Origin of the sequence: Buchnera aphidicola (Aphis glycines), assembly GCF_001280225.1 — a bacterium.
GTDB classification, from domain to species: Bacteria; Pseudomonadota; Gammaproteobacteria; order Enterobacterales; family Enterobacteriaceae; genus Buchnera; species Buchnera aphidicola_E.
The window spans coordinates 467402-488332 of sequence record NZ_CP009253.1 but is presented as its reverse complement, the minus strand read 5'-3'; the positions used below and the strand labels follow the sequence as shown (position 1 = coordinate 488332).

The following is a 20931-nucleotide window of genomic DNA, read 5'->3' as shown; positions in this document are numbered from 1 at the left end:
CTATTAATAATGGTTTTTTTTTTCTTCTATTCCAAGTAACAATCGTAAATACATAATAATTATTGCAGTGGTTTTACCAGTTCCGGCAGAAGCTTCAATTAAATTAATACCATCAAAGGGTATATTAAATGCATCTAATTTTTTTTTCATTGTTTTTTTTGTGTTTTAATAAGGGAGTTAACCATTTTTTAGAGATATGACAAATTTTTTTTATATCTAATGTTGAAATTATTTTTTCTATGTATATGTCTTCTTTTTCTCCTTTGATATAAGAGTTTCCTACCCATGTTTTATATAATTTTTTATATGCTTCTTTTTTAATATTGTAATTTTTAAAAATATAATTATTTTTTTCGTTATATACTTTATCTAGCCAAGCTGCGCCTGATTTTGTTAATAACAACGGATTATTAATACCTTGCATATATCCTGTAATATACATTAAAAGATAATGATGTGCTTTTTTGTATGAGAGAGATCGAAAAGAAAATATCTTTTTATCTAATCCTATAATTTTACTTTCTCCAATACCTCCTAAAATACAGTAAACTAAATGTTCTAACCATAATGCTATTCGATCAGAATAATTAATTGCACCTCCTTTCCATCGAAGCAAACCTGTATCTTGTATTTCTTTTAATGTTCCTTTAATATAATATTTTTCTATTTGAAGAAAAAAATTTTTTTCTTGAGGAACAATTCTATATTGATTAATTATTTTTACTATTTCTTTGAGTTCTTGCAGTTTTTTTTCTAAAATTATTTTTCCAAAATTGTTATATGGAAGTACTCCAGATAATTCTATTTTTTTTAATGTATTAATGATATTTTTTTTATGTACCATCTTTTTTAATAAAACATTGTTTATTTTGAAATTTTCTAATTGATTTATTATAAAAGGTTCAGTGATTGACAATGTATTTTTTTTATAAAATTTTGTTCTTAATGTGAAATTAAAAAAATATCGTATCGGATGTCTCCAAAAAGATATTAGATCTTTTAAATCAACTAAATTATTATTTTTTTTAACATTTTCTAATTTAATTGTATCTTTAAAAAACATTTGATAAATATTTTTGATTTTGTTTTGTTTTATATTGTTTGTATTTTTTATATTTATTATATTGTAAATATTTGTTTTTTTGTGTTTCTTATAGAGAAAATCTGATATTTTTTTTTTGTTCTCCTCTATTGTTAATTTTTCGTCTCCTTTAAAAAAAAAATTTAATGTTATATAATGTATAATTTGTTCAATTAACATTGATGGATATATTTTATTTTCATTTTTTAATGAATAGCCAATATAACTCATATAAAAATAGTTTTCAGCAGCTGCAAAATTGTTTAAAAATAAATGATATAATGTATTTTTATGATCAATATCAGTAACTAATGGATATTTTTTTAAAAGATTGATCTGATCTAGATTTTGTTTTTTTGATAATTCTTCAGAATTTAGCCCTATCATATATATTACTTTGAATGGTATATAACATATTACAGAAGGGTGACAAAAATTTATAGATCCTAACTTAAATTTTTTCTTGTTTGTAGATTTTATAATATAAAAAAAATTTTTTTCTAAGATATTAATAGATATTTTTTGTTTATAACCAGACAATACAATTTCATCAATCATATTTTCCCATGTTTTATTGATTTCTGTAAGTGTTTGATCTAAATTTATATTCTTATAAAAAAAATCATTTATGAAAGATTTAAACAACGTACGCCAATGTTTAACTTCTTTTGATTTAGATACTTTTATACGCCATTTATTTAATGTATTAATTAAGTGTGATAATTTTCCTATCAGTTCTGATTTAGTAAAATCAATAGAAAAAATTGAATGAACATTGTTCCAGATTTCGTTTTTTTCATTTATAGCATAGCTCAGCAATAATTTTTCAATACCATAAAACCAAGTATTTTGATTAATTTCTAAAAAAGATAAATCATTTTTATGTTTTTTATTTATTCCCCATCTGATATTTGTAGATTCAACCCAACTATGCAAAATTTTTATCTCTTCTTCTGAAATATTAAAATTTTTTGACATAATCGGAGTATCTAATAATTCTAATATTTCTTTGTTATTAAATCTAATATGAGATAAATTTAAAATTTTATTGAATAAATAAAATATTTTTTGTTTGTTTTTACAATTTTTTTCATGAATATAAAAGGATATTTTATCTTTTTGATATTTTGAGTTAAATACAGAATTAATATGATTTTTATAGTTTTCTAGAGAAAATGAAGTAACAACAATATCACAAGGTTTTATGTTTGGATTTCTATTTAGTATTTTTATTAATATTTCATATAAAACTTCAATTTCATGTTGTTTATTATAGCAAATATTTATAGAAATCGAATTGTCTGTAGGGTCTACAGTTTTTCTTAACGTTTTTTTGTTTTGTTTGCAATTTAAAATATTATTTTTAATATTATTTAATAAATTATTTAGACAATATTTTTCGAAGTAATTATTAATTTTAATGTTTTGTAAATGTTTCATGAAAACCAAATAAATATTTTCATATTTACCCCATAATACTTCTAATGTATCATTAAAATAATTTTTTGTTTTTATATGAAATGATTTTTTACACAAATCAACTGTACAATTGATTAAAATATTTTTATAAGCGGTTAAATATAAAAAATATACATCAGTATATATACTTATTTTATGGAACATTTCTATATATGATGGATTTATAGGAAACGACCAAATAATAAAAATGCGTTTTGGAAGTATTATTTTTTTTTTTTGAATCAAATTTTTAAATTTATCAAATAGATTTGCAAAGTTATCAATAGATTGATTAAGATTTTTGTTGTCATGTCTAATTTCATTCCATAATTTTTCTTGCCATGATTTTTTTTTGTTAATTCTTAATGTTCTTTGTTCTTGTTTTTCCCATTCTTGAATCCATTGTGGTCTGTATAAAATATATTTTTGGAATAAATCTTGTATAAAAGATGAAAATTGAAATTTTTTTATTGCATTATCATTTTTTTTAATGTATTCAAAAAAATTATTTTGTTCAATAATTTTCATTATTTTCCAAATATTAGTTGTTTTTTTTAAAATATTTTTTGTCTCATTTTCAGGTATAATTTTTTTAAATATCTTCCAAATAAAAACTCTTGGATGAATTAGTTTAAAATCTGATGAGATACCTGTATAATTAGCTGTGAATATATTAAGGTATTCAAACAACACTTCATTATCATGAATAATAATTTCTTTTTCAAAAATACATGGTGTTGGATTTTTTTGAATAATTTTACATATTTTTAAAAATAACGTATTTAACTGGTTAAATTTATATAAAAAAAACATAAAAAACCTTTTATTCTTAAATAACATTGTAAAAAATAAAATATTGAAAAACTAAATTTTTATTTTTTTTTATAAAGATGGACATCTATTTGTGGATAAGGAATATTAATTTTGTTTTTATCTAATTCTTTTTTAAATGCAGCCATTAAATCCCAATATACAGCATTTAATTCATCTGTATTGCTCCAACATCTTATAACAAAATTCAAAGAAGATGGTGCTAACTCACTTAAACCAATTATAATATCTCTATCTTTTATCACTCTATCTTCATTGTCTATAACTTTTCTTAATACTTTGATAACTAAATCAATATCTGTATTATATGCAACACTAATAGAAAATTCATTTCTTCGCGCAGGTTCTCTTGAATAATTGATAATATTTCCAGAAATAATTTTATTATTTGGAACCACTACAATTTTTCCATCTAAAGTACGTAATGTTGTGTAAAAAATATGGATATTCAAAACCGTCCCAGATACATTTCCTAAATTCACATATTCTCCTGTTTTTAAAGGTCTTAGTGTAACTAATAAAACTCCTGCTGCAAAATTCGAAAGCGAACCTTGTAAAGCGAGTCCAATAGCCATTCCAGCAGCGCCTAATATAGCAATAACAGAAGTTGTTTGAACGCCTATTCTTCCTAATGAAGCAATCAATGTAAACGTAATTATAATATATCTCATTAATGCAGAAAGGAAACCTGCAATAGTAGCATCAATACGTCGGGTAATTAAGATTTTGTTTACTCCATTTGATATTATTTTTGCTATAAACATGCCAGAAATTAAAATAACAATAGATGATGCTAAATTAATTATATACCCAAATAATAGTTCTTGATTTCGTATTAACCAATTTCCTGCGTGATTAATATCATTTACTACATTAAGTTCATCCATTTTTACCTCTTTTATGTGTAATAACAAATAAATATATAATTTAAAATATTTTGATTATATATAATGTATCGCTTGATATTTCACTATATTCATTCCTAGTGATAATTTTTCGGAGAATATTTTATTTATTCCCCGGATTTAAATATAAATTATTTATTATATTTATAAAATATTCAAAGCATTTAGTTCTTTGAATGTTTTTTCTAGCCTTATAGACATGGATTTTTTTGCTTGATTTATCCAAGATCTTGGATCATAATATTTTTTATTTGGTTGGTTATTATCTTGAATGTTTCCTATTTGATTCTGTAAAAAATCTTTGTTTTTTTTATAAAAATTTAATACACCTTTCCAAGCTGCCCATTGTATATCAGTATCAATATTCATTTTTACTACACCATATTTGATAGATTCTTTAATTTCTTCTAGATTTGATCCTGATCCGCCATGAAATACTAAATTTAATGGTAGTTTTTCTAAGTTATGTTTACAGCTAATATATTTTTGTGATTCTTTGAGAATACTAGGTTTTAGATGAACATTGCCAATTTGATACACTCCATGTACATTTCCAAACGCAGCAGCTATAGTAAAATTTTGACTAATTTTAATTAATTTTTCATATGCATAATTAACATCTTTAGGTTGAGTATAAAGTAATTCTTTATTAATTTTACTATTGTTTATTCCATCTTCTTCTCCACCTGTGCATCCTAATTCCACTTCTAACAGCATATTAATTTTTTTTATTTTTTTTAAATATGCAGTACAAATTGAAATGTTATATTCTAGTGTTTCTTTTGATAAATCAATCATATGTGATGTAAAAAGAGGTCTTTTATAAATCTTATAATGTTTTTCTCCTTCTTCAATTAAACCATCAATCCATGGTAATATTTCTTTATGGCAATGATCAGTATGTAGTATAATCGGGATATTATAGTTTTGTGCCATTAAATGTACATGTCTTGCTCCTGATATAGCTCCTTTTATAGCCCGTTCTTGATTGTTTTTAAATATTTTTTCAGAACCCGCAATAAAAGCAGCTCCTCCATAAGAAAATTGTATAATAACCGGAGATTTTATTCTAGCAGCTGTTTCTAATACAGCGTTAATTGAATCAGTACCTATACAATTTACTGCTGGTATTGCAAATTGTTTTTTTTTAGCTAATTTAAATATCATTTGACATTCTTCGCCTGTTACAACACCAGGTTGAATAGAGTGTAAATTATTCAAATTATCTCCTATTATTTAAATGTTAAATTAAAAAATATTGTTTAGTTGTTGTTGGGAAAAATTTTTTTCTAACATATCTATTGCAGCTAATTTTTCTCCCTCAATAAATTCTAAAAATGCACCACCTCCGGTTGAAATATAAGAAATTTTATTTTTAATACCAAACATATCAATAACAGAGAGTGTATCACCACCTCCAGCTATTGAAAAATTAGGATTATTTGCAATTGATTGAGCGATTTTTTCTGTTCCTATACGAAAATTCGGAAATTCAAAAACTCCTACAGGTCCATTCCAAATAATTGTTTTTGCTTTTTTAATTATTTGAACAACTTTTTCTATAGTTTTATCACCAAAATCCATAATTTCTTCATTGTTTTTGATATTTGACGGTGATTTAATTATAGATTCTTCCAATTCAGAAAAATTTTTTCCTATACGAGAATCAATTGGTACAATAATATTATGATAGTCATCGCGCAATTTTTTTGCTTTTAATATAAATGCTGGTTCATGTAATGATTTACCTACATTATAATCAATTGCTAAAAAAGTATTTGCTATTCCACCTCCTACTATGACGGTATCTGAAATATTACACAAATTATTTAATACATTGAATTTACTTGAAACTTTAGATCCTCCTACTATAGACACCATAGGGCGTTTTGGATTTTTTAATGCTTTTTGAAGCATGTTTATTTCGGATATCAAAAGAGGACCGGCACATGCAATTTTTACAAATTTTCCAATTCCATATGTTGAGGCTTGTTTTCTATGTGCAGTACCAAAAGCGTCCATAACAAAAATATCGCATAATTTAGAGTATCGTTTAGATAAAATATTCCCCAGAATTAATTGAGTCAACTTTTGAATAATTATCTGTAAAATATACTTTAGTATAATCTATTTTTTTTTTTATATATTCAAATATAGGAAATAATGAATATTTTTTTTCATAAGATTCATTTTTTGGTCGTCCTAAATGTGACATAACAATTACTTTTGCTTTTTTTTTCAAAGCTGATTCAATTGTAGGAAGCGAAGCTAATATCCTTGCGTCAGATTGAATAACTCCATCTTTTATCGGAACGTTTAGATCGCATCTTATTAAAACTTTTTTTTCTGCTATATTTATTTTATTTATATTTTGTATTTTCATAAAAAACTCTTTTGCATATAATTTTTGTTAAAATTTTCACGATATACTTACACTTGTTATCGCTTGATTCGAATAATAAATAGCATAAAATAGATAATATTTAACTTTAAAATAAAAAAATTGATTTTTAAAAAAATTTATTTAATTTTGAAACCATGTTCTGATTCCGTCAAGAAACATTTGAGTTGCAAGCATAATTAGTATTAAACCCATTAACCGTTCTAAAGCATTTACACCTTTAGAACCAAATAATTTTAGAAAAAAGCCTGATAATAATAGTATAATGATAGTAAAAACCCATGCTATCAGTAAAGATCCTACTAAATATGACATATGATGTAAATATTGATGAGATAACAACATTAATGTAGCTAATAACGATGGTCCTGCAACTAATGGGATTGCTAACGGAACTAAAAACGGTTCTTCATTAGAAGATATTCCGCTATGTTCTTCAGAGGGAAAAATCATTTTAATAGCAATTAAAAATAAAATAATTCCACCAGATATTGATACTGTCTCAGTTTTTAAATTCAGAATGCTAAGTATTTTTTCCCCAACAAATAAAAATAATAGCATAAAAATCAAAGCTATAATCATTTCTCGTATAACTACTATTCTTCTTCTTTTCGCATTTAAATTTTTTAATATTGTCATGAAGACAGGTAGATTACCTAAAGGATCCATTATTAGAATTAATAATATAGTTGTAGAGATTATTTCAGTCATTTTAATTTATTATATCCTTATTCAGATATGAATTTTTTAACTATATAGTTTATATGAAAATAATATAATTTTTTTTTACATATATAAATATTTTAATATATATCAATATTATTTGTAATAAATATATAATGTTATAGTATATTAAAATTTAAATAAGATTGAATTTTTTCATAAATAGTTATTCTTATAAAATAATACAATAATTATATTTATTTTCGGAGGTCGGACAGTTTTTACTAAAAATTTTTTTATTATAATCCAATAAAAACTTTATTTTTTAAAAACTCCGTGCGTTTATTAATGATAAAATCTGTTGGATTTGTTGGTTGGCGCGGTATGGTAGGTTCAGTTTTATTAAATCGAATGATAGAAGAAAATGATTTTTTAAAAATTATTCCTCATTTTTTTTCAACCTCTCAATCAGGTCAAGATGGACCTACTATAAATAATATAACATTTAAAAATCTTAAAAATGCTTATAATCTTAATTTATTAGAAGAAATGGATATCATTGTAACATGCCAAGGAGGATCATATACTGATGCTGTTTATTATCAATTACGAAAAAATAATTGGAATGGTTATTGGATAGATGCTGCTTCTACGTTAAGGATGAAAGATGATTCTATTATTGTATTAGATCCTATTAATTTAAAATCTATTAAGAAAGCAATGGATCGTGGGATTAAAACCTTCGTAGGTAGCAATTGTACTGTAAGCTTAATGTTGATAGCTCTCGGTGGATTATTTAAAGAAAAACTAATAGAACAGATTTACGTCTCCACTTATCAAGCAGCATCAGGAGCAGGTGCTAAACATGTAATTGAGTTATTAAAACAAATGGGTTCGTTATATAATGTTGTTTCTAAAGATTTATCGAATGATTTTTGTTCAATTTTAGACATTACAAAAAAAGTTACAAAAATAATTCAGGATAATAATTTCCCATTAAAACATTTCTCTGTTCCTTTAGCTGGAAGTTTAATACCATGGATAGATAGTGATATGGGGACAGGTCAAAGTCGAGAAGAGTGGAAAGGGCAATGTGAAACGAATAAAATATTAAATTCTAAGAATATAGTAAAAATAGATGGAATATGCGTTCGTATAAGTTCAATAAGATGCCACAGTCAATCGATTTTAATGAAATTAAGTAAAAATATTTCATTAAAAAATATAGAAGACATAATTGTTAATCATAATACATGGGTTAATTTAATTCCAAATAATATCCAAGAAACAATATCTAAATTAACTCCTTCCTTCGTGACTGGCACATTAAATATACCGATAGGACGATTGAAAAAATCAAGTATAGGAGAAAAATATTTTTCAGCCTTTACTGTAGGCGACCAGTTATTATGGGGTGCTGCGGAACCTTTGAGAAGAATGTTAAATTTATTAACTAATATTTAATTTTTTTAAAGCATTGTAAAAATTTAATTAATATACACACATAGTGTGTATATTAAATTGTTTTAAAATATCATTGTTAACAATTTGATATAAACTTTGTAAGTATATTTTAACAAGTTCCTTTTTTTAATAGATAACGATATGGTTTTATATGAGTACAATGTTCGATAAGTTGATGTTTCATAAATTTGCAAAAATATGGAATATCTCTTTTAGTAGATGGATCATCTGATATAACTAATATAGTTTCATGTTTTTTTGCGTTTCTGATTGTTTTTCGAATTACCATAATTGGCTCTGGACATTTAAGTCCAATTAAATTTAATACAATTTTTATTTTTTTCATCGTATACTAATTTAACTATTTAATGTTTTTATAATAAAATAAATTTTAATATAAATTTTTTAAAGAAATATATTTTTCTACTTTTTTAGGTAATAATCCATGTAAACTGTGACCATTAGCAAAATTTTTTCTGATTTGAGTGGAAGAAATTTCTATATTCGGTATAGATGAAAAAAAGATAAATCCACATGATTTCTGATATAGGTAACTTTTATTTTTAATCGTATGTAATGCAACCCACTGTTCTAGTTCATGATTATATTTTTTTATACTTTTTCGTGGAAGAATTAATAAATGAACATATGATAATATTTCTTTCCAATTTTTCCAGATATTTAAATTATTTATATGATCTTCTCCTATTATAAAACATAATGGTTGTAAAAATCCAATTTTTAGTCTGATTTTTTTCAGTGTTTCTATAGTATAGAATTTTTTTTTTTGTTTCTAACAAACTAATTTCAAATAAATTTTTATCTTGAATGGCATACTCGATCATTTTTAATTTATGCATTATAGGTGTTTTAGTTTTAGATCGATGAGGAGGATTTCCATTAGGTAATAATATAATTTTTTGTATTGAAATTTCTTGTGCTAATTTTTCTGCGGAAAGAATATGACCATAATGAATAGGATCAAAATTACCCCCAAATATTGCATGTATTTTTTTCATTTTTTATTATATTTTTAATTTTTTTGTATGTTCAAAGATAGTAATAGTATTAATGTTTTTAATTCTACCCATATATCAAAATTATATTCTTCTTTGATTTTTATCTCTATTTGCAATAAAATTCTAATTACTTTAAGGAAATTAGAAAAATTTATTGATTTAATTGCAAATTTGAAAAATTTTAATCTATTAAAAAAAATTTTATTTTGCTTCAAAATTGAATCTATATTTGTTATTTTCTCACGTTTTATATAAATTAATTGTAATAAATCTTGTTGTAAAGATCTTATTAAAATAAGAGGATTATATTTTTGTTTTCGAAAAATATCTAGTATATAAAAAGCTTTGTCTATTTGATTGTAAAAAATTGCATTTATCCAATCTGACGGAGTAAAAACGGAAAATTCATTAATAATATACTGAATTTTTTGTGAAGTAATATTTTGATTTTTCCATGTAAGTGTTATCATGTTTAATACATGATATATAGATAAAGTATTACCTTCATAATTTTTACAGAGTAATAAAAAAGCATTTTTAGTCATTTCTATTTTTTTTTCTTGTATTTCATATTTTAACCAATTAATAAAATTTGTGCCATATGGTGTAAAGCACCATATAACATGAGTGTTAAATACTTTGTTTCGTGTTGATAAATATTTTGTAAAATTTTTAGATAACTGATTAAATTTTATTATTGTTAGTATATCTATATTTTTGATAAAAAATAATTTTTTTATATTTTGTATTAACACAGAATTAAAATTTTTTGTGGTTAAATTTATAACTAATATTTTTTTTTTAATAAATAAGTCATTTGAATTATAAAAATTTATCACTTGATTCCAATCTGTATTTTCTTTGACATTGATAATATAATTTTCTTTAAAGTGTTCTTTTTTAGCAAAATGAAATATTATTTTTTCATTATTATTTAGTAAAATTAAATCTTCTCCTAAAAGAATATAAAAAAAATTTAGTTTTTTAATTATTTTTTTTTTAATTCTTCTATGTGTATAAATTTCATAATTACATACCATGTTAAAAATTTTTTATATTACAAAGTTAATTATTTTCTTAGGGATATAAACTATTTTTTTTATATTTGTATTTTCTAATTTTTTCTGTAATAACGGATGATTTTTAATATAAGAAATAATTTCTTTTTTTACAAGGTTATCTGGTATTTTTATAGTTAACTTTTTTTTTCCATTGATTTGAACAACTAATATATCATTTGTTTTCAATAAGAAATGTTTTTTACAAATAGGCCATTTTTCATGATCTATTAAAAGATTTTTATTTAAATGTTTCCATATTATAAAACATAAATGTGGTGTAAATGGATAAAGCATTTTTATAATCGAAACTAATGCATCTTTCATAATACATTTATCTTCTTCACTTTCTAATTTAAATTTTCTTAATGTATTTACTAACTCCATTATTTTAGCGATAGCAGTATTAAAAGATTTTCTACGACTAATATCATCAGAAACTTTATAGATTGTGTTATGTAATATATGATATATTTTTTTTTGTTTTTGATTTAAGGAATTAAAATTTATATTTTGATATTTGTGTTTTACTTGAACATAATCGAAAGATAATTTCCATAATTTTTTTAAAAATCGGTAAACGCCTTTGAGCCCAGATTCATTCCATTCTAATGATGATTCTACAGGAGCAGCAAACATAATAAATAATCGAATTGTATCCGCTCCATAATTTTTAACAATTGATTCTGGTTCAATTCCGTTGTTTTTAGATTTAGACATTTTAATCATTCCAGCATATATAATTTTTCTTCCTATTTTATCTTGTGCTGTAATAATTTCTCCTTTTTTGTTTTTTTCAATATTTACATTAGATTTATGAATCCAATGGCGCTCATTATTTTTACCAATTCGATAAAATGCTTCTGATAATACCATTCCTTGACATATTAAATTTTTTACTGGTTCATCGAATGAAACAAATTTAAAATCACGTAATAACTTATGATAAAATCTAAAATACATTAGATGCATAATAGCATGCTCTATTCCTCCAATGTATTGATCTACAGGCAACCAATATTTTGATTTTATAGGATCGATCATTCCTTTTTTAAAATGAGGGCAAGTGTATCTCGCATAATACCAAGAAGATTCCATAAATGTATCAAAAGTATCTTTTTCTCGGGTTGCAGTTTGATTATTAATATAGGTAGTGTAGTAGTTTGATTGGTTATTCAAAGTGTGTTGTAATGAATCAAAATTGTTTTTATTTTCTGGTAATAGCACAGGTAAATCTTGTTCTGGTATTGGAACAATCTTTCCATTATTTAGTGTTGCCATAGGAATAGGTGCGCCCCAGTAACGTTGTCTAGATATACACCAATCTTTTAATTTATAAACAATTTTTGTTGTTATCTTATTTTCTTCTGATAATTTTTTTTGTATTTGTTTAGTTGCATCATGATAACTAAGTTGATTAAACTCTCTTGAGTTAATTAATGTTCCTTTTTCAAGAAAAAATTTTTTTTTAACTAATTGTGCGCATTTTTTAGTAGATTTCTGAATGACATATTTAATTTTTAGATTATTTTTTATAGCAAAGTTCCAATCATTTTCATTATGACCAGGAACTGACATCACCGCGCCGGAACCATAATCATGCGCGATAAAATTTGCTATCCAAATAGGTATGTGTTTGTGTGTGATAGGATGAATAACAAACATATTAGTATTCATTCCTTGAAATTTTGTCTTTTCTATTTCCTCTTTAGAAAAGTTTATATTGTTTTGTTTTTCAATAAAATTTTTTAACGTTTTATTTTTTTTGGAAAGATATATAGAAAACTTATGAAAAGGAGATATAGCAATATATGTAACTCCCATTATAGTATCTATTCTGGTAGTAAATATTTTAATTTTTTTATTGCTATTTTGAACATTAAAACAAATTTCATATCCTTTTGATCTTCCAATCCAATTTTTTTGCATATTTTTTACTTTTTCAGGCCAGTTTTTTAATTGTTCTAAATCTTGATATAAAGATTCTGCATAATGTCTAATTTTTATAAACCATTGCGGTATTTTTTTGGTTTCTATAGTACTTTGACATCTCCAACAGCAACCATTAATTACTTGTTCATTTGCTAATACAGTTTTGTCTTGAGGACACCAATTTATAAAACTATTTTTTTTGTAAACTAATTTTTTTTTATATAATTGAATAAAAAACCATTGTTCCCATTTATAATAATCTGGTTTACATGTAGTTATTTCTCGATCCCAATCATAACTAAAACCTAGTAACTCCAGTTGATTTTTCATATATGCAATATTTTTATATGTCCAAGATGATGGTTCTGTGTTATTTTTCACAGCTGCTTCTTCTGCGGGCAACCCAAAAGCATCCCAACCAATAGGTTGTAAAACGTTCTTTCCTAGCATTCTCTGATATCTTGCAATTACATCACTAATAGTGTAATTTCTAACATGCCCCATATGTAACTTTCCAGATGGATATGGTAGCATAGGAAGGCAATAATATTTTTCTTTTGTATTATCTTCGTTAACATGAAAAGTTTTATTATTTTTCCAATATCTTTGTACATATTTTTCAATATTTTTTGGGCAATATTCTTGTTCCATAATTTTTCTCTAGAATAATTTTTATATTTTTAAAATAGATAAAATTTTTTGATTTATACAAAAGATAAAACATTTTTTCGATCAATTTTAAATAAGTAATAAAAATTTTTAAATCAATGTATATTAAATTGATTTTGATAAATATAATATCTTAAATAAATATAGAATAATTAAGATATTTTTCATGTTTTATTTTAAAATCTTATTTTCTGGAATAGTTACATGTATTTGTATGATTTTTCTACTATCTGCTGCAGATATCTTAAAATTATATCCATTAATATTAATATTTTCTCCATAACTAGGCAAATGTCCAAATGCTTTCATTACTAACCCACCGATAGTATCTACTTCTGCGTTGCTAAAATGAGTGTTAAAAAAATCATTAAATTCTTTTATTTCTGTAAGCGCTTTGATAGAAAATATATGTTCTTGCAATTTACGAATATTTATTTTTTCTTCTTCATCGTACTCATCTTCAATTTCTCCAACTATTAATTCTAAAATATCTTCTATCGTTACTAATCCAGAAACTGCTCCAAATTCATTGATTACTATTGCCATATGTGTTCTTTTTAGACGAAACTCTTTTAGCATTTGATCAACGTATTTGCTTTCAGGAACAACAACTGCTGGTCTCAATATATTTTTAATATGAAAATCTTTATTCGAATTTTTCATAAATGATAATAAATCTTTTGCTATTAAAAATCCTTCTACATAGTTTTTATCACTGTTCATTACTGGAAAACGTGAATGTGCAGACGCTAAGATGATATCAAGACATTTATTTAAATTATAATTTAATTTTAATATTATCATTTGTGTTCTAGGTATCATTATTTCTTTAATTTTTTTCTTTGCAATATGTATTACACCTTCTAACATATCACATGTATCTTGATCAATGAGTGAATTTTGCTCGGAATCTCTAATTAGAGCGAGCAATTCCTCTCTATTCTTAGGTTCATCATGAAATATATGATTTAGTAAAATAGAAAAAAAACCTTTTTTATTAATTTTTTCTAAGCTTTTTGCATCTTTTTCGCTCATAATATTTAGTTAGCTATTTGAAAATATATTTTACTATTCTATGTTAGAAAATCTTAGGTTAAAATAATTTTCATTAATAATTATTAATTTTTTAATAATATGGTTTATCGTAACTTAAAGATAACATAATTTTATTTTCTATGTTTTCCATAACTTTTTGTTCTTTATAACTTTTGTGATCATATCCTAGTAAATGAAGCACACCATGTATAATCATATGCGCCCAACGAGATTCTAACGTTGTTTTGTATTGTATAGATTCTTTTTCTATAATTTTTTTACATAAAACTAAATCTCCTAATAATTTTATATTTTTCTGTATAAAAAAGTTCAATTGAAAAGATAAAATATTTGTGGAGCAGTTCTTTCCTCTGTATTTGAAATTTAAATTTTTTATTTCTTTTTCATCTACGATTCTAATTGTAATAATTATAATATTTTTTTTATATAAAACTTTTCTTATCCATCTTTCAAACATTTTTTTCTTTGGTATTTTTTTTTTGTTTTTACAATTTATTTGTATGTTTAAAATAAAACAATCTTTTTTTTTCATATATTTTTTATAATAAAGTGCCATTCAAAATATGAGTATGTACTTCATTGATTTTAACTTGAACAAATTGACCAATTGTTTTTTGTGGTCCATAAAAGTTAACAATTCTGTTGTTTTCTGTTTTTCCATATAATTGCGTAGGATTTTTTTTTGCTTTACCTTCTACCAAAATATATTGCTGACTGCCCAACATTTTTCTGCTCCAAGACATAGTTTGTTTACTAATACAGTCTTGTAATACATATAAACGTTCTTTTTTTTCTTGAAGATCAATTTCATCTTTCATTTCTGACGCAGGTGTACCTGGTCGACTGGAATATATGAAGCTATAACTCATATCAAAGTTAATTTTTTTTATAAAATTTATTGTTTGTTGAAAATCTTTTTTAGATTCCCCTGGAAAACCGACAATAAAATCAGAACTAATTTGAATATTTGAACGTGCTTTGATTAGTTTTTCAATAATTTTTTCATATTCTTCAGTAGTATATGATCTTTTCATCAGTTCTAATACTTTATTAGAACCACTTTGTACAGGTAAATGTAAAAAACTAACTAATTTCGGAGTGTCTTTATATACTTCGATAATATCATCACTAAATTCAATTGGATTACTTGTAGTAAAACGAATCCTTTCAATCCCATCTATTTCTGCAATTAATCGTAACAATTCAGAAAAAAAACAAATTTTTCCATCAAAAGTTGGGCCTTCATATGCATTTACATTTTGCCCTAATAAATTAATTTCTTTTATACCGTTTTCAGCTAAAGTTGCAATTTCAAATAAAACATCGTCAGATGGTCGACTAATTTCTTTACCTCTTGTATATGGAACTACACAAAATGAACAATATTTATTACAACCTTCCATGATTGAAATAGATGCGGTATATCCTGTATTTTTAATTGGCAAAAATGAATTAAATTTATCTAATTTTGGAAAACTAATATCAATAACAAATTTTTTGTTTTTTTCTACTTCGTTAATCATTTTAGGTAATTTATGCAAACTTTGAGTACCAAATATAATATCTACATATCTAGATCTTTTAAAAATTTCTTTTCCTTCTTGCGTTGCTACGCAACCTCCAACGGCAATTATAATATTAGGATTTTTATCTTTTAATTTTTTCCATCTTCCTAATTGATGGAAAAGTTTTTCTTGAGCTTTTTCTCTTATCGAACAAGTATTCAAAATTAATACATCTGCTTGTTCATATTTTTCAGTGATTAAATATTGACCTGTGCTTTCTAAATTTTTTGCTATCATAGATGAATCATATTCATTCATTTGACAACCCCAAGTCTTAATATATATATTTTTCATTTTTTTAATTATATTAATCCCATTTTTAAAATACTTTATTCTAATAAAGAAATGAATGATTAAGAGTTTTATACAGATATTTTTCCACGGATAGCAGAATGAGGGTTATAATTAATAATTTTAAAATCTTCAAAAACATAATCGAATAATGAATTAGGTTTATTTAATATTATTAATTGTGGTAATTTTCGAGGATTTCGAAGAAGTTGCTTTTTAGCCAATGCAATATGATTGTTATATAAGTGAATATCACCGCCTGTCCAGATAAATTCATCCACTTCAAAATTACACTGTTGTGCTATCATATGTGTAAGCATCGCGTAACTTGCTATATTAAATGGTAATCCTAGAAAAACATCACAAGAACGTTGATATAATTGACAGCTTAATTTGTTTTGAAATACATAAAATTGAAATAATACATGACAAGGAGGTAAAGACATTTTATCTAGTTCTCCAACGTTCCAACTGCATACTAATATTCTACGAGAATTAGGATCTTTTTTTAATGTTTTTATTATATTTTTTATTTGATCGATTTTTTTTCCATCTGATGCATTCCAGCTTCGCCATTGTTTTCCATAAATAGGACCAAGTTCTCCGAATTGATCAGCCCAGTTATCCCAAATAAATATTTTATTTTTGTTTAAATATCTAATATTAGTTTCTCCTTTTAGAAACCATAAAAGTTCGTGGATAATAGCAGGTATATAACATTTTTTTGTTGTAATAAGAGGAAATCCTTTTTGTAAATTAAATCTTATATTATGTCCGAAAATAGATAGTGCTCCTGTACCAGTTCGATCATTTTTTAAGTTTCCATATTTAATTATTTTGTGTATTAATTGCAAATATTTTTTCATGATATCTCAAAATTTGATTTTTTATAAAAAGATACAAATATCATAACCAATCCGAATATAATCATTGGAATTGATAAAATTTGACCCATTGTAATATAATGTTCAATTAAACCAATTTGCGGATCAGGCTCACGAAACACTTCAGAAATAATTCTGAATATTCCATAGCTTACCAAAAATAAACCACTAGTACTTCCTGTGGGTCTTGTTTTTTGATTATATAAGTATATTATTAAAAATAGAACAACGCCTTCTAAAATAAATTCATAGATTTGAGAAGGATGACGAGGTAATGTTCCATATTCTTTTATTATTGATTGTAATTGGGGATATTGTAATGCTAATTTTGCGTCTTGATTGTATGTGCTATGAAAAAGTACCGCATATGGAAAATTAATTGCAATACGTCCATATAACTCTTCATTAATTAAATTTCCTAATCTTCCAGCCCCTAAACCAAAAGGTATCAGAGGAGTTATTAAATCTGAAAGAGTAAAAATTTTAATTTGGTGTTTGATAGAAATATAATACATACTAACAATTGCTCCTATTAACCCACCATGAAAAGACATACCACCCTCCCAAACATGAAATACACATAATATATGTTGAGAAAAATATGAAAAATTATAAAAAATTATATATCCTATTCTACCTCCAATGCAAGAACCTAAAAAAATAGTATATAGAAAAGATTCTATTTTGATTGTTTTTTGTTTTTTTTTAACAATTTTTTTCCATAAAAAAGAGCGAAAATAAAGCTAATAACATACATCAGACCATACCAACGTGCAGTAAAAGGTCCAATAGAAAAAATAATAGGATTAATTTTTGGGAAAACAATATACATATTTTACTCTCTTTTTACAAATACATTTTTGAAAATGTACTATTGTTCTAAACTTAATAGTTCTTCAAAAGTCTGTCTTCTTCTGATGGTTTTAAAAGTATTATTTTCTATTAATATTTCTTGAATCAATGGTCTAGTGTTATAATTAGATGACATAGATGCTCCATATGCACCGGTATCATGAAAAATTATATAATCTCCTACTTCCATTAATGGTAATTTTCTAGATTCTATACGGCCACCTTCTTTTTGTGTAAAAATATCTCCTGATTCACATAGTGGACCTCCTATGACTGTTTCAATTGTCTTATTTTCGTTAATTTCTCGATTTTTTGACGATATTACAGATATATGATGATAACTTCCATACATAGTCGGTCGCATTAAATCATTGAATCCTGCATCAATTAAAACAAAATTTTTATTACCCATGTTTTTAATTGCTCTCACTTGAGATACTAATATTCCTGATTCTCCAACTAAAAATCTGCCTGGCTCGACTTCTAATTGAATAGGTTTGTTTAAAAATTGAGAAATTTTTTCTCTTGCTTTATTCCACAGAGAAAAATATTTCTTTATGTTAATAGGTTCTTCATTTAATTGATAAGGTATAGGTAAACCACCTCCTGCAGAAATGTATGTTATTTTTTCATTTATTTGCATTACACTTTTCGTCATTGCATAACAAACTTTTTTTAAATGTTCATAGTTTACACCAGATCCAATATGCATGTGTAAACCAATAAGTTTTAAATTATATTTTTTTATAATAGGTATAGCTAAATGAGGATCCCAAATCCCATGTTTACTATTTTCTCCTCCAGTGTTAGTTTTTTTACTGTGACCATAACCAAATTTAGGATTAATTCGTAACCAAATACGATGACCTGGGGAAATGCTTCCTAATTGTTTCAACATATCTAGTGAACCTGCATTTACTGGAATGTTATATTTAATAATTTTAGATAATGTTTCTTCATCAAATAAATCAGCAGTAAACACAATTTCATCGCTATTTTTTTTAAATCCAGCTATTAAAGCTCGTTTAATTTCTCCTAAAGATACAGCATCTACTTTTAAGTTATTTTTTCTCATTAACTTGAGAATATGAATATTAGAGCAAGCTTTTTGAGCAAATCTAATGATATCAAATTTCTTTAATAATTGAATTTTATTACTAATGATATTTGCATCATATACCCAAAATGGAGATTGATATTGTTTTATGAGATATTTTATGTTTTTAACATTAAGGTTGCTTTCAGTTTGATGGATGATTTGAGGCATTTTTACTCCGTTTAAATTTTAACTATATATTAATTATAGAAATATAATTGTTTTATTTTAAAGATGAACGTAAAGCAGGGAATAAAATGACTTCTCGAATGCTTTTTTGATTAGTTAATATCATGATTAAACGATCTATACCCACTCCTAATCCTGAAGTAGGAGGTAAGCCATATTGTAATGCTTCTATATAATCTGAATCATAAAAAATATTTTTATTCTCTTCTTTTTCTTTTATTCGTATTTGGTTTAAAAACCGATTTTTTTGATCATCTGGATCATTTAATTCTGAAAATCCATTACCTATTTCATATCCAGCAATAAATAATTCAAATCTATCAGCAATTTGTGGATTAATATTATTACGTCTAGCTAATGGAGATACTTCTATGGGATATTCAGTAATAAAAGTTGGTTGAATTAAATGTTTTTCTACTGTTTTTTCAAAAATTTCATTTTCTATTTGACCTATACTCCATGTGTCTTTTATTTCTATGTTAATTGTATTTAAAATTTTTTTAATTTTTTTTAAGTTTGTTAAATCAGAAAGAGAAATATTTGGATTAAATTTTAAGATAGCTTCCTTCATAGTTAATTTAGAAAAAGGTGTATTGAAGTTTATATAATGTTCTTTATATTTGATTATATTAGTATTAAATAAATCACGTACTATGTTATTTAACAATTTCTCTGTAAAATTCATCATATATCGATAATCAGAATAAGCGATATATGCTTCCATCATAGTAAATTCAGGATTATGTCTAGTAGATACTCCTTCGTTTCTAAAGTTTCGATTTAATTCAAAAATACGTTCAAATCCGCCAATAATTAATTTTTTTAAATATAGTTCCGGTGCTATTCTTAAGTACATTGTTTTGTTGATTTCGTTATGATGAGTTTTAAAAGGACGAGCAGAAGCGCCACCAGGAATATTATGTAGCATGGGAGTTTCTACTTCTAAAAATTTTTCTTCTAACATAAATGATCGAATTAATTGAATAATGTTTGATCGATTTTTAAAAATATTGTATATTTGATTATTACTAATTAAATCTAAATATCTTTTTCTATAACGTTTTTCTTGATTTAATAGTCCGTGAAATTTATCAGGAAAAGATTTTAATGATTTTGTAAGTATTGTAATATTTGTAGTATAAATAGATAACTCTTGCGTTTGTGTTTTAAACAAGTAACCGTTTACCCCTAAAATATCTCCAATATCCCATTTTTTAAAATGCTCATGATACAATTCAGATGTAATTGATTTTTCTTTTATATATACTTGTATCTGTCCTTCTATATCTTGTAACATAAAAAAAGTAGCTTTTCCCATGATCCTTCTTTGCATCATACGTCCAGCAATAGAAACTTGAATATTCATTTTTTTAAGTTCATAACTTGTTTTTTTTCCATATAGTTTATGAATTTTAATAGAATTGATGTTTTTGTTAAAATTGTTTGGGTAAGAAAATCCGTTTTTTTGCATTTGAATTAATTTTTCTTTTCTTATTGTTTTTTCTTTAAACATTTTA

General features: G+C 24.4%; 15 protein-coding genes and 3 pseudogenes. 1 reads left to right on the top strand and 17 read right to left on the bottom strand.

The window, feature by feature from the left end:
• Nucleotides 1–3 precede the first annotated feature (3 nt).
• The 6 genes and pseudogenes from IX46_RS03245 to IX46_RS02235 all read right to left on the bottom strand — a co-directional run bounded on the left by IX46_RS03245 (nt 4) and on the right by IX46_RS02235 (nt 7387).
• Nucleotides 4–150: a UvrD-helicase domain-containing protein gene (locus IX46_RS03245; protein ID WP_275226096.1), complete on the bottom strand. Its 147-nt coding sequence runs from the start codon at nt 148–150 to the stop codon at nt 4–6.
• Entirely contained in the window at nt 125–3352 is a 3228-nt protein-coding gene (locus IX46_RS02255; protein WP_053940384.1) for an exodeoxyribonuclease V subunit gamma, read from the bottom strand. The genes IX46_RS03245 and IX46_RS02255 overlap by 26 nt, the downstream gene beginning before the upstream one ends.
• Before the next feature lie 59 nt (nt 3353–3411).
• Nucleotides 3412–4257: a small-conductance mechanosensitive channel MscS gene (gene mscS / locus IX46_RS02250; protein ID WP_053940383.1), complete on the bottom strand. Its 846-nt coding sequence runs from the start codon at nt 4255–4257 to the stop codon at nt 3412–3414.
• A 162-nt stretch (nt 4258–4419) separates the two neighbouring features.
• Nucleotides 4420–5496 (bottom strand): class II fructose-bisphosphate aldolase, encoded by a 1077-nt coding sequence (gene fbaA, locus IX46_RS02245; RefSeq protein ID WP_053940382.1) that lies wholly within the window; start codon nt 5494–5496, stop codon nt 4420–4422.
• Between the two features lie 27 nt (nt 5497–5523).
• Nucleotides 5524–6658 (bottom strand): annotated as a pseudogene (locus IX46_RS02240) (phosphoglycerate kinase).
• Between the two features lie 141 nt (nt 6659–6799).
• Nucleotides 6800–7387: a YhgN family NAAT transporter gene (locus IX46_RS02235; protein WP_053940381.1), complete on the bottom strand. Its 588-nt coding sequence runs from the start codon at nt 7385–7387 to the stop codon at nt 6800–6802.
• 303 nt (nt 7388–7690) lie between these two features.
• On the opposite strand from IX46_RS02235, the gene asd reads away from it, so the two are divergent.
• Complete coding sequence (gene asd / locus IX46_RS02230; protein WP_203224803.1) at nt 7691–8803, top strand: aspartate-semialdehyde dehydrogenase; 1113 nt, start codon at nt 7691–7693, stop codon at nt 8801–8803.
• A gap of 109 nt (nt 8804–8912) precedes the next feature.
• On the opposite strand, the gene tusA is transcribed toward asd, so the two are convergent.
• The 11 genes and pseudogenes from tusA to lysS all read right to left on the bottom strand — a co-directional run bounded on the left by tusA (nt 8913) and on the right by lysS (nt 20927).
• Nucleotides 8913–9149 carry a sulfurtransferase TusA gene (tusA, locus tag IX46_RS02225; protein ID WP_053940379.1) on the bottom strand — a complete coding sequence of 79 codons (237 nt, stop codon included), beginning with the start codon at nt 9147–9149 and terminating at the stop codon, nt 8913–8915.
• 45 nt (nt 9150–9194) lie between these two features.
• Nucleotides 9195–9822, bottom strand: a pseudogene (gene nadD, locus IX46_RS02220) (nicotinate-nucleotide adenylyltransferase).
• Between the two features lie 14 nt (nt 9823–9836).
• Entirely contained in the window at nt 9837–10862 is a 1026-nt protein-coding gene (gene holA, locus IX46_RS02215) for a DNA polymerase III subunit delta (RefSeq protein ID WP_053940378.1), read from the bottom strand.
• A 12-nt stretch (nt 10863–10874) separates the two neighbouring features.
• A complete protein-coding gene (gene leuS / locus IX46_RS02210; protein WP_053940377.1) occupies nt 10875–13463 on the bottom strand; it encodes a leucine--tRNA ligase in 2589 nt (862 codons plus the stop codon).
• Between the two features lie 189 nt (nt 13464–13652).
• Nucleotides 13653–14516, bottom strand: a complete 864-nt coding sequence (gene corC, locus IX46_RS02205; protein WP_053940376.1) for a CNNM family magnesium/cobalt transport protein CorC — start codon at nt 14514–14516, stop codon at nt 13653–13655.
• 91 nt (nt 14517–14607) lie between these two features.
• Nucleotides 14608–15069 (bottom strand): rRNA maturation RNase YbeY, encoded by a 462-nt coding sequence (gene ybeY / locus IX46_RS02200; RefSeq protein ID WP_053940543.1) that lies wholly within the window; start codon nt 15067–15069, stop codon nt 14608–14610.
• Between the two features lie 7 nt (nt 15070–15076).
• Nucleotides 15077–16396 (bottom strand): tRNA (N6-isopentenyl adenosine(37)-C2)-methylthiotransferase MiaB, encoded by a 1320-nt coding sequence (gene miaB, locus IX46_RS02195; RefSeq protein WP_053940375.1) that lies wholly within the window; start codon nt 16394–16396, stop codon nt 15077–15079.
• A gap of 68 nt (nt 16397–16464) precedes the next feature.
• Nucleotides 16465–17259 carry a thymidylate synthase gene (thyA, locus tag IX46_RS02190; protein ID WP_053940374.1) on the bottom strand — a complete coding sequence of 265 codons (795 nt, stop codon included), beginning with the start codon at nt 17257–17259 and terminating at the stop codon, nt 16465–16467.
• Nucleotides 17256–18034 (bottom strand): annotated as a pseudogene (lgt, locus tag IX46_RS02185) (prolipoprotein diacylglyceryl transferase). Before lgt ends, thyA begins: the two are co-directional and overlap by 4 nt.
• 114 nt (nt 18035–18148) lie before the next feature.
• Nucleotides 18149–19396: a diaminopimelate decarboxylase gene (gene lysA, locus IX46_RS02180; RefSeq protein WP_053940373.1), complete on the bottom strand. Its 1248-nt coding sequence runs from the start codon at nt 19394–19396 to the stop codon at nt 18149–18151.
• A gap of 52 nt (nt 19397–19448) precedes the next feature.
• Nucleotides 19449–20927 carry a lysine--tRNA ligase gene (lysS, locus tag IX46_RS02175; RefSeq protein ID WP_053940372.1) on the bottom strand — a complete coding sequence of 493 codons (1479 nt, stop codon included), beginning with the start codon at nt 20925–20927 and terminating at the stop codon, nt 19449–19451.
• Nucleotides 20928–20931 lie beyond the last annotated feature (4 nt).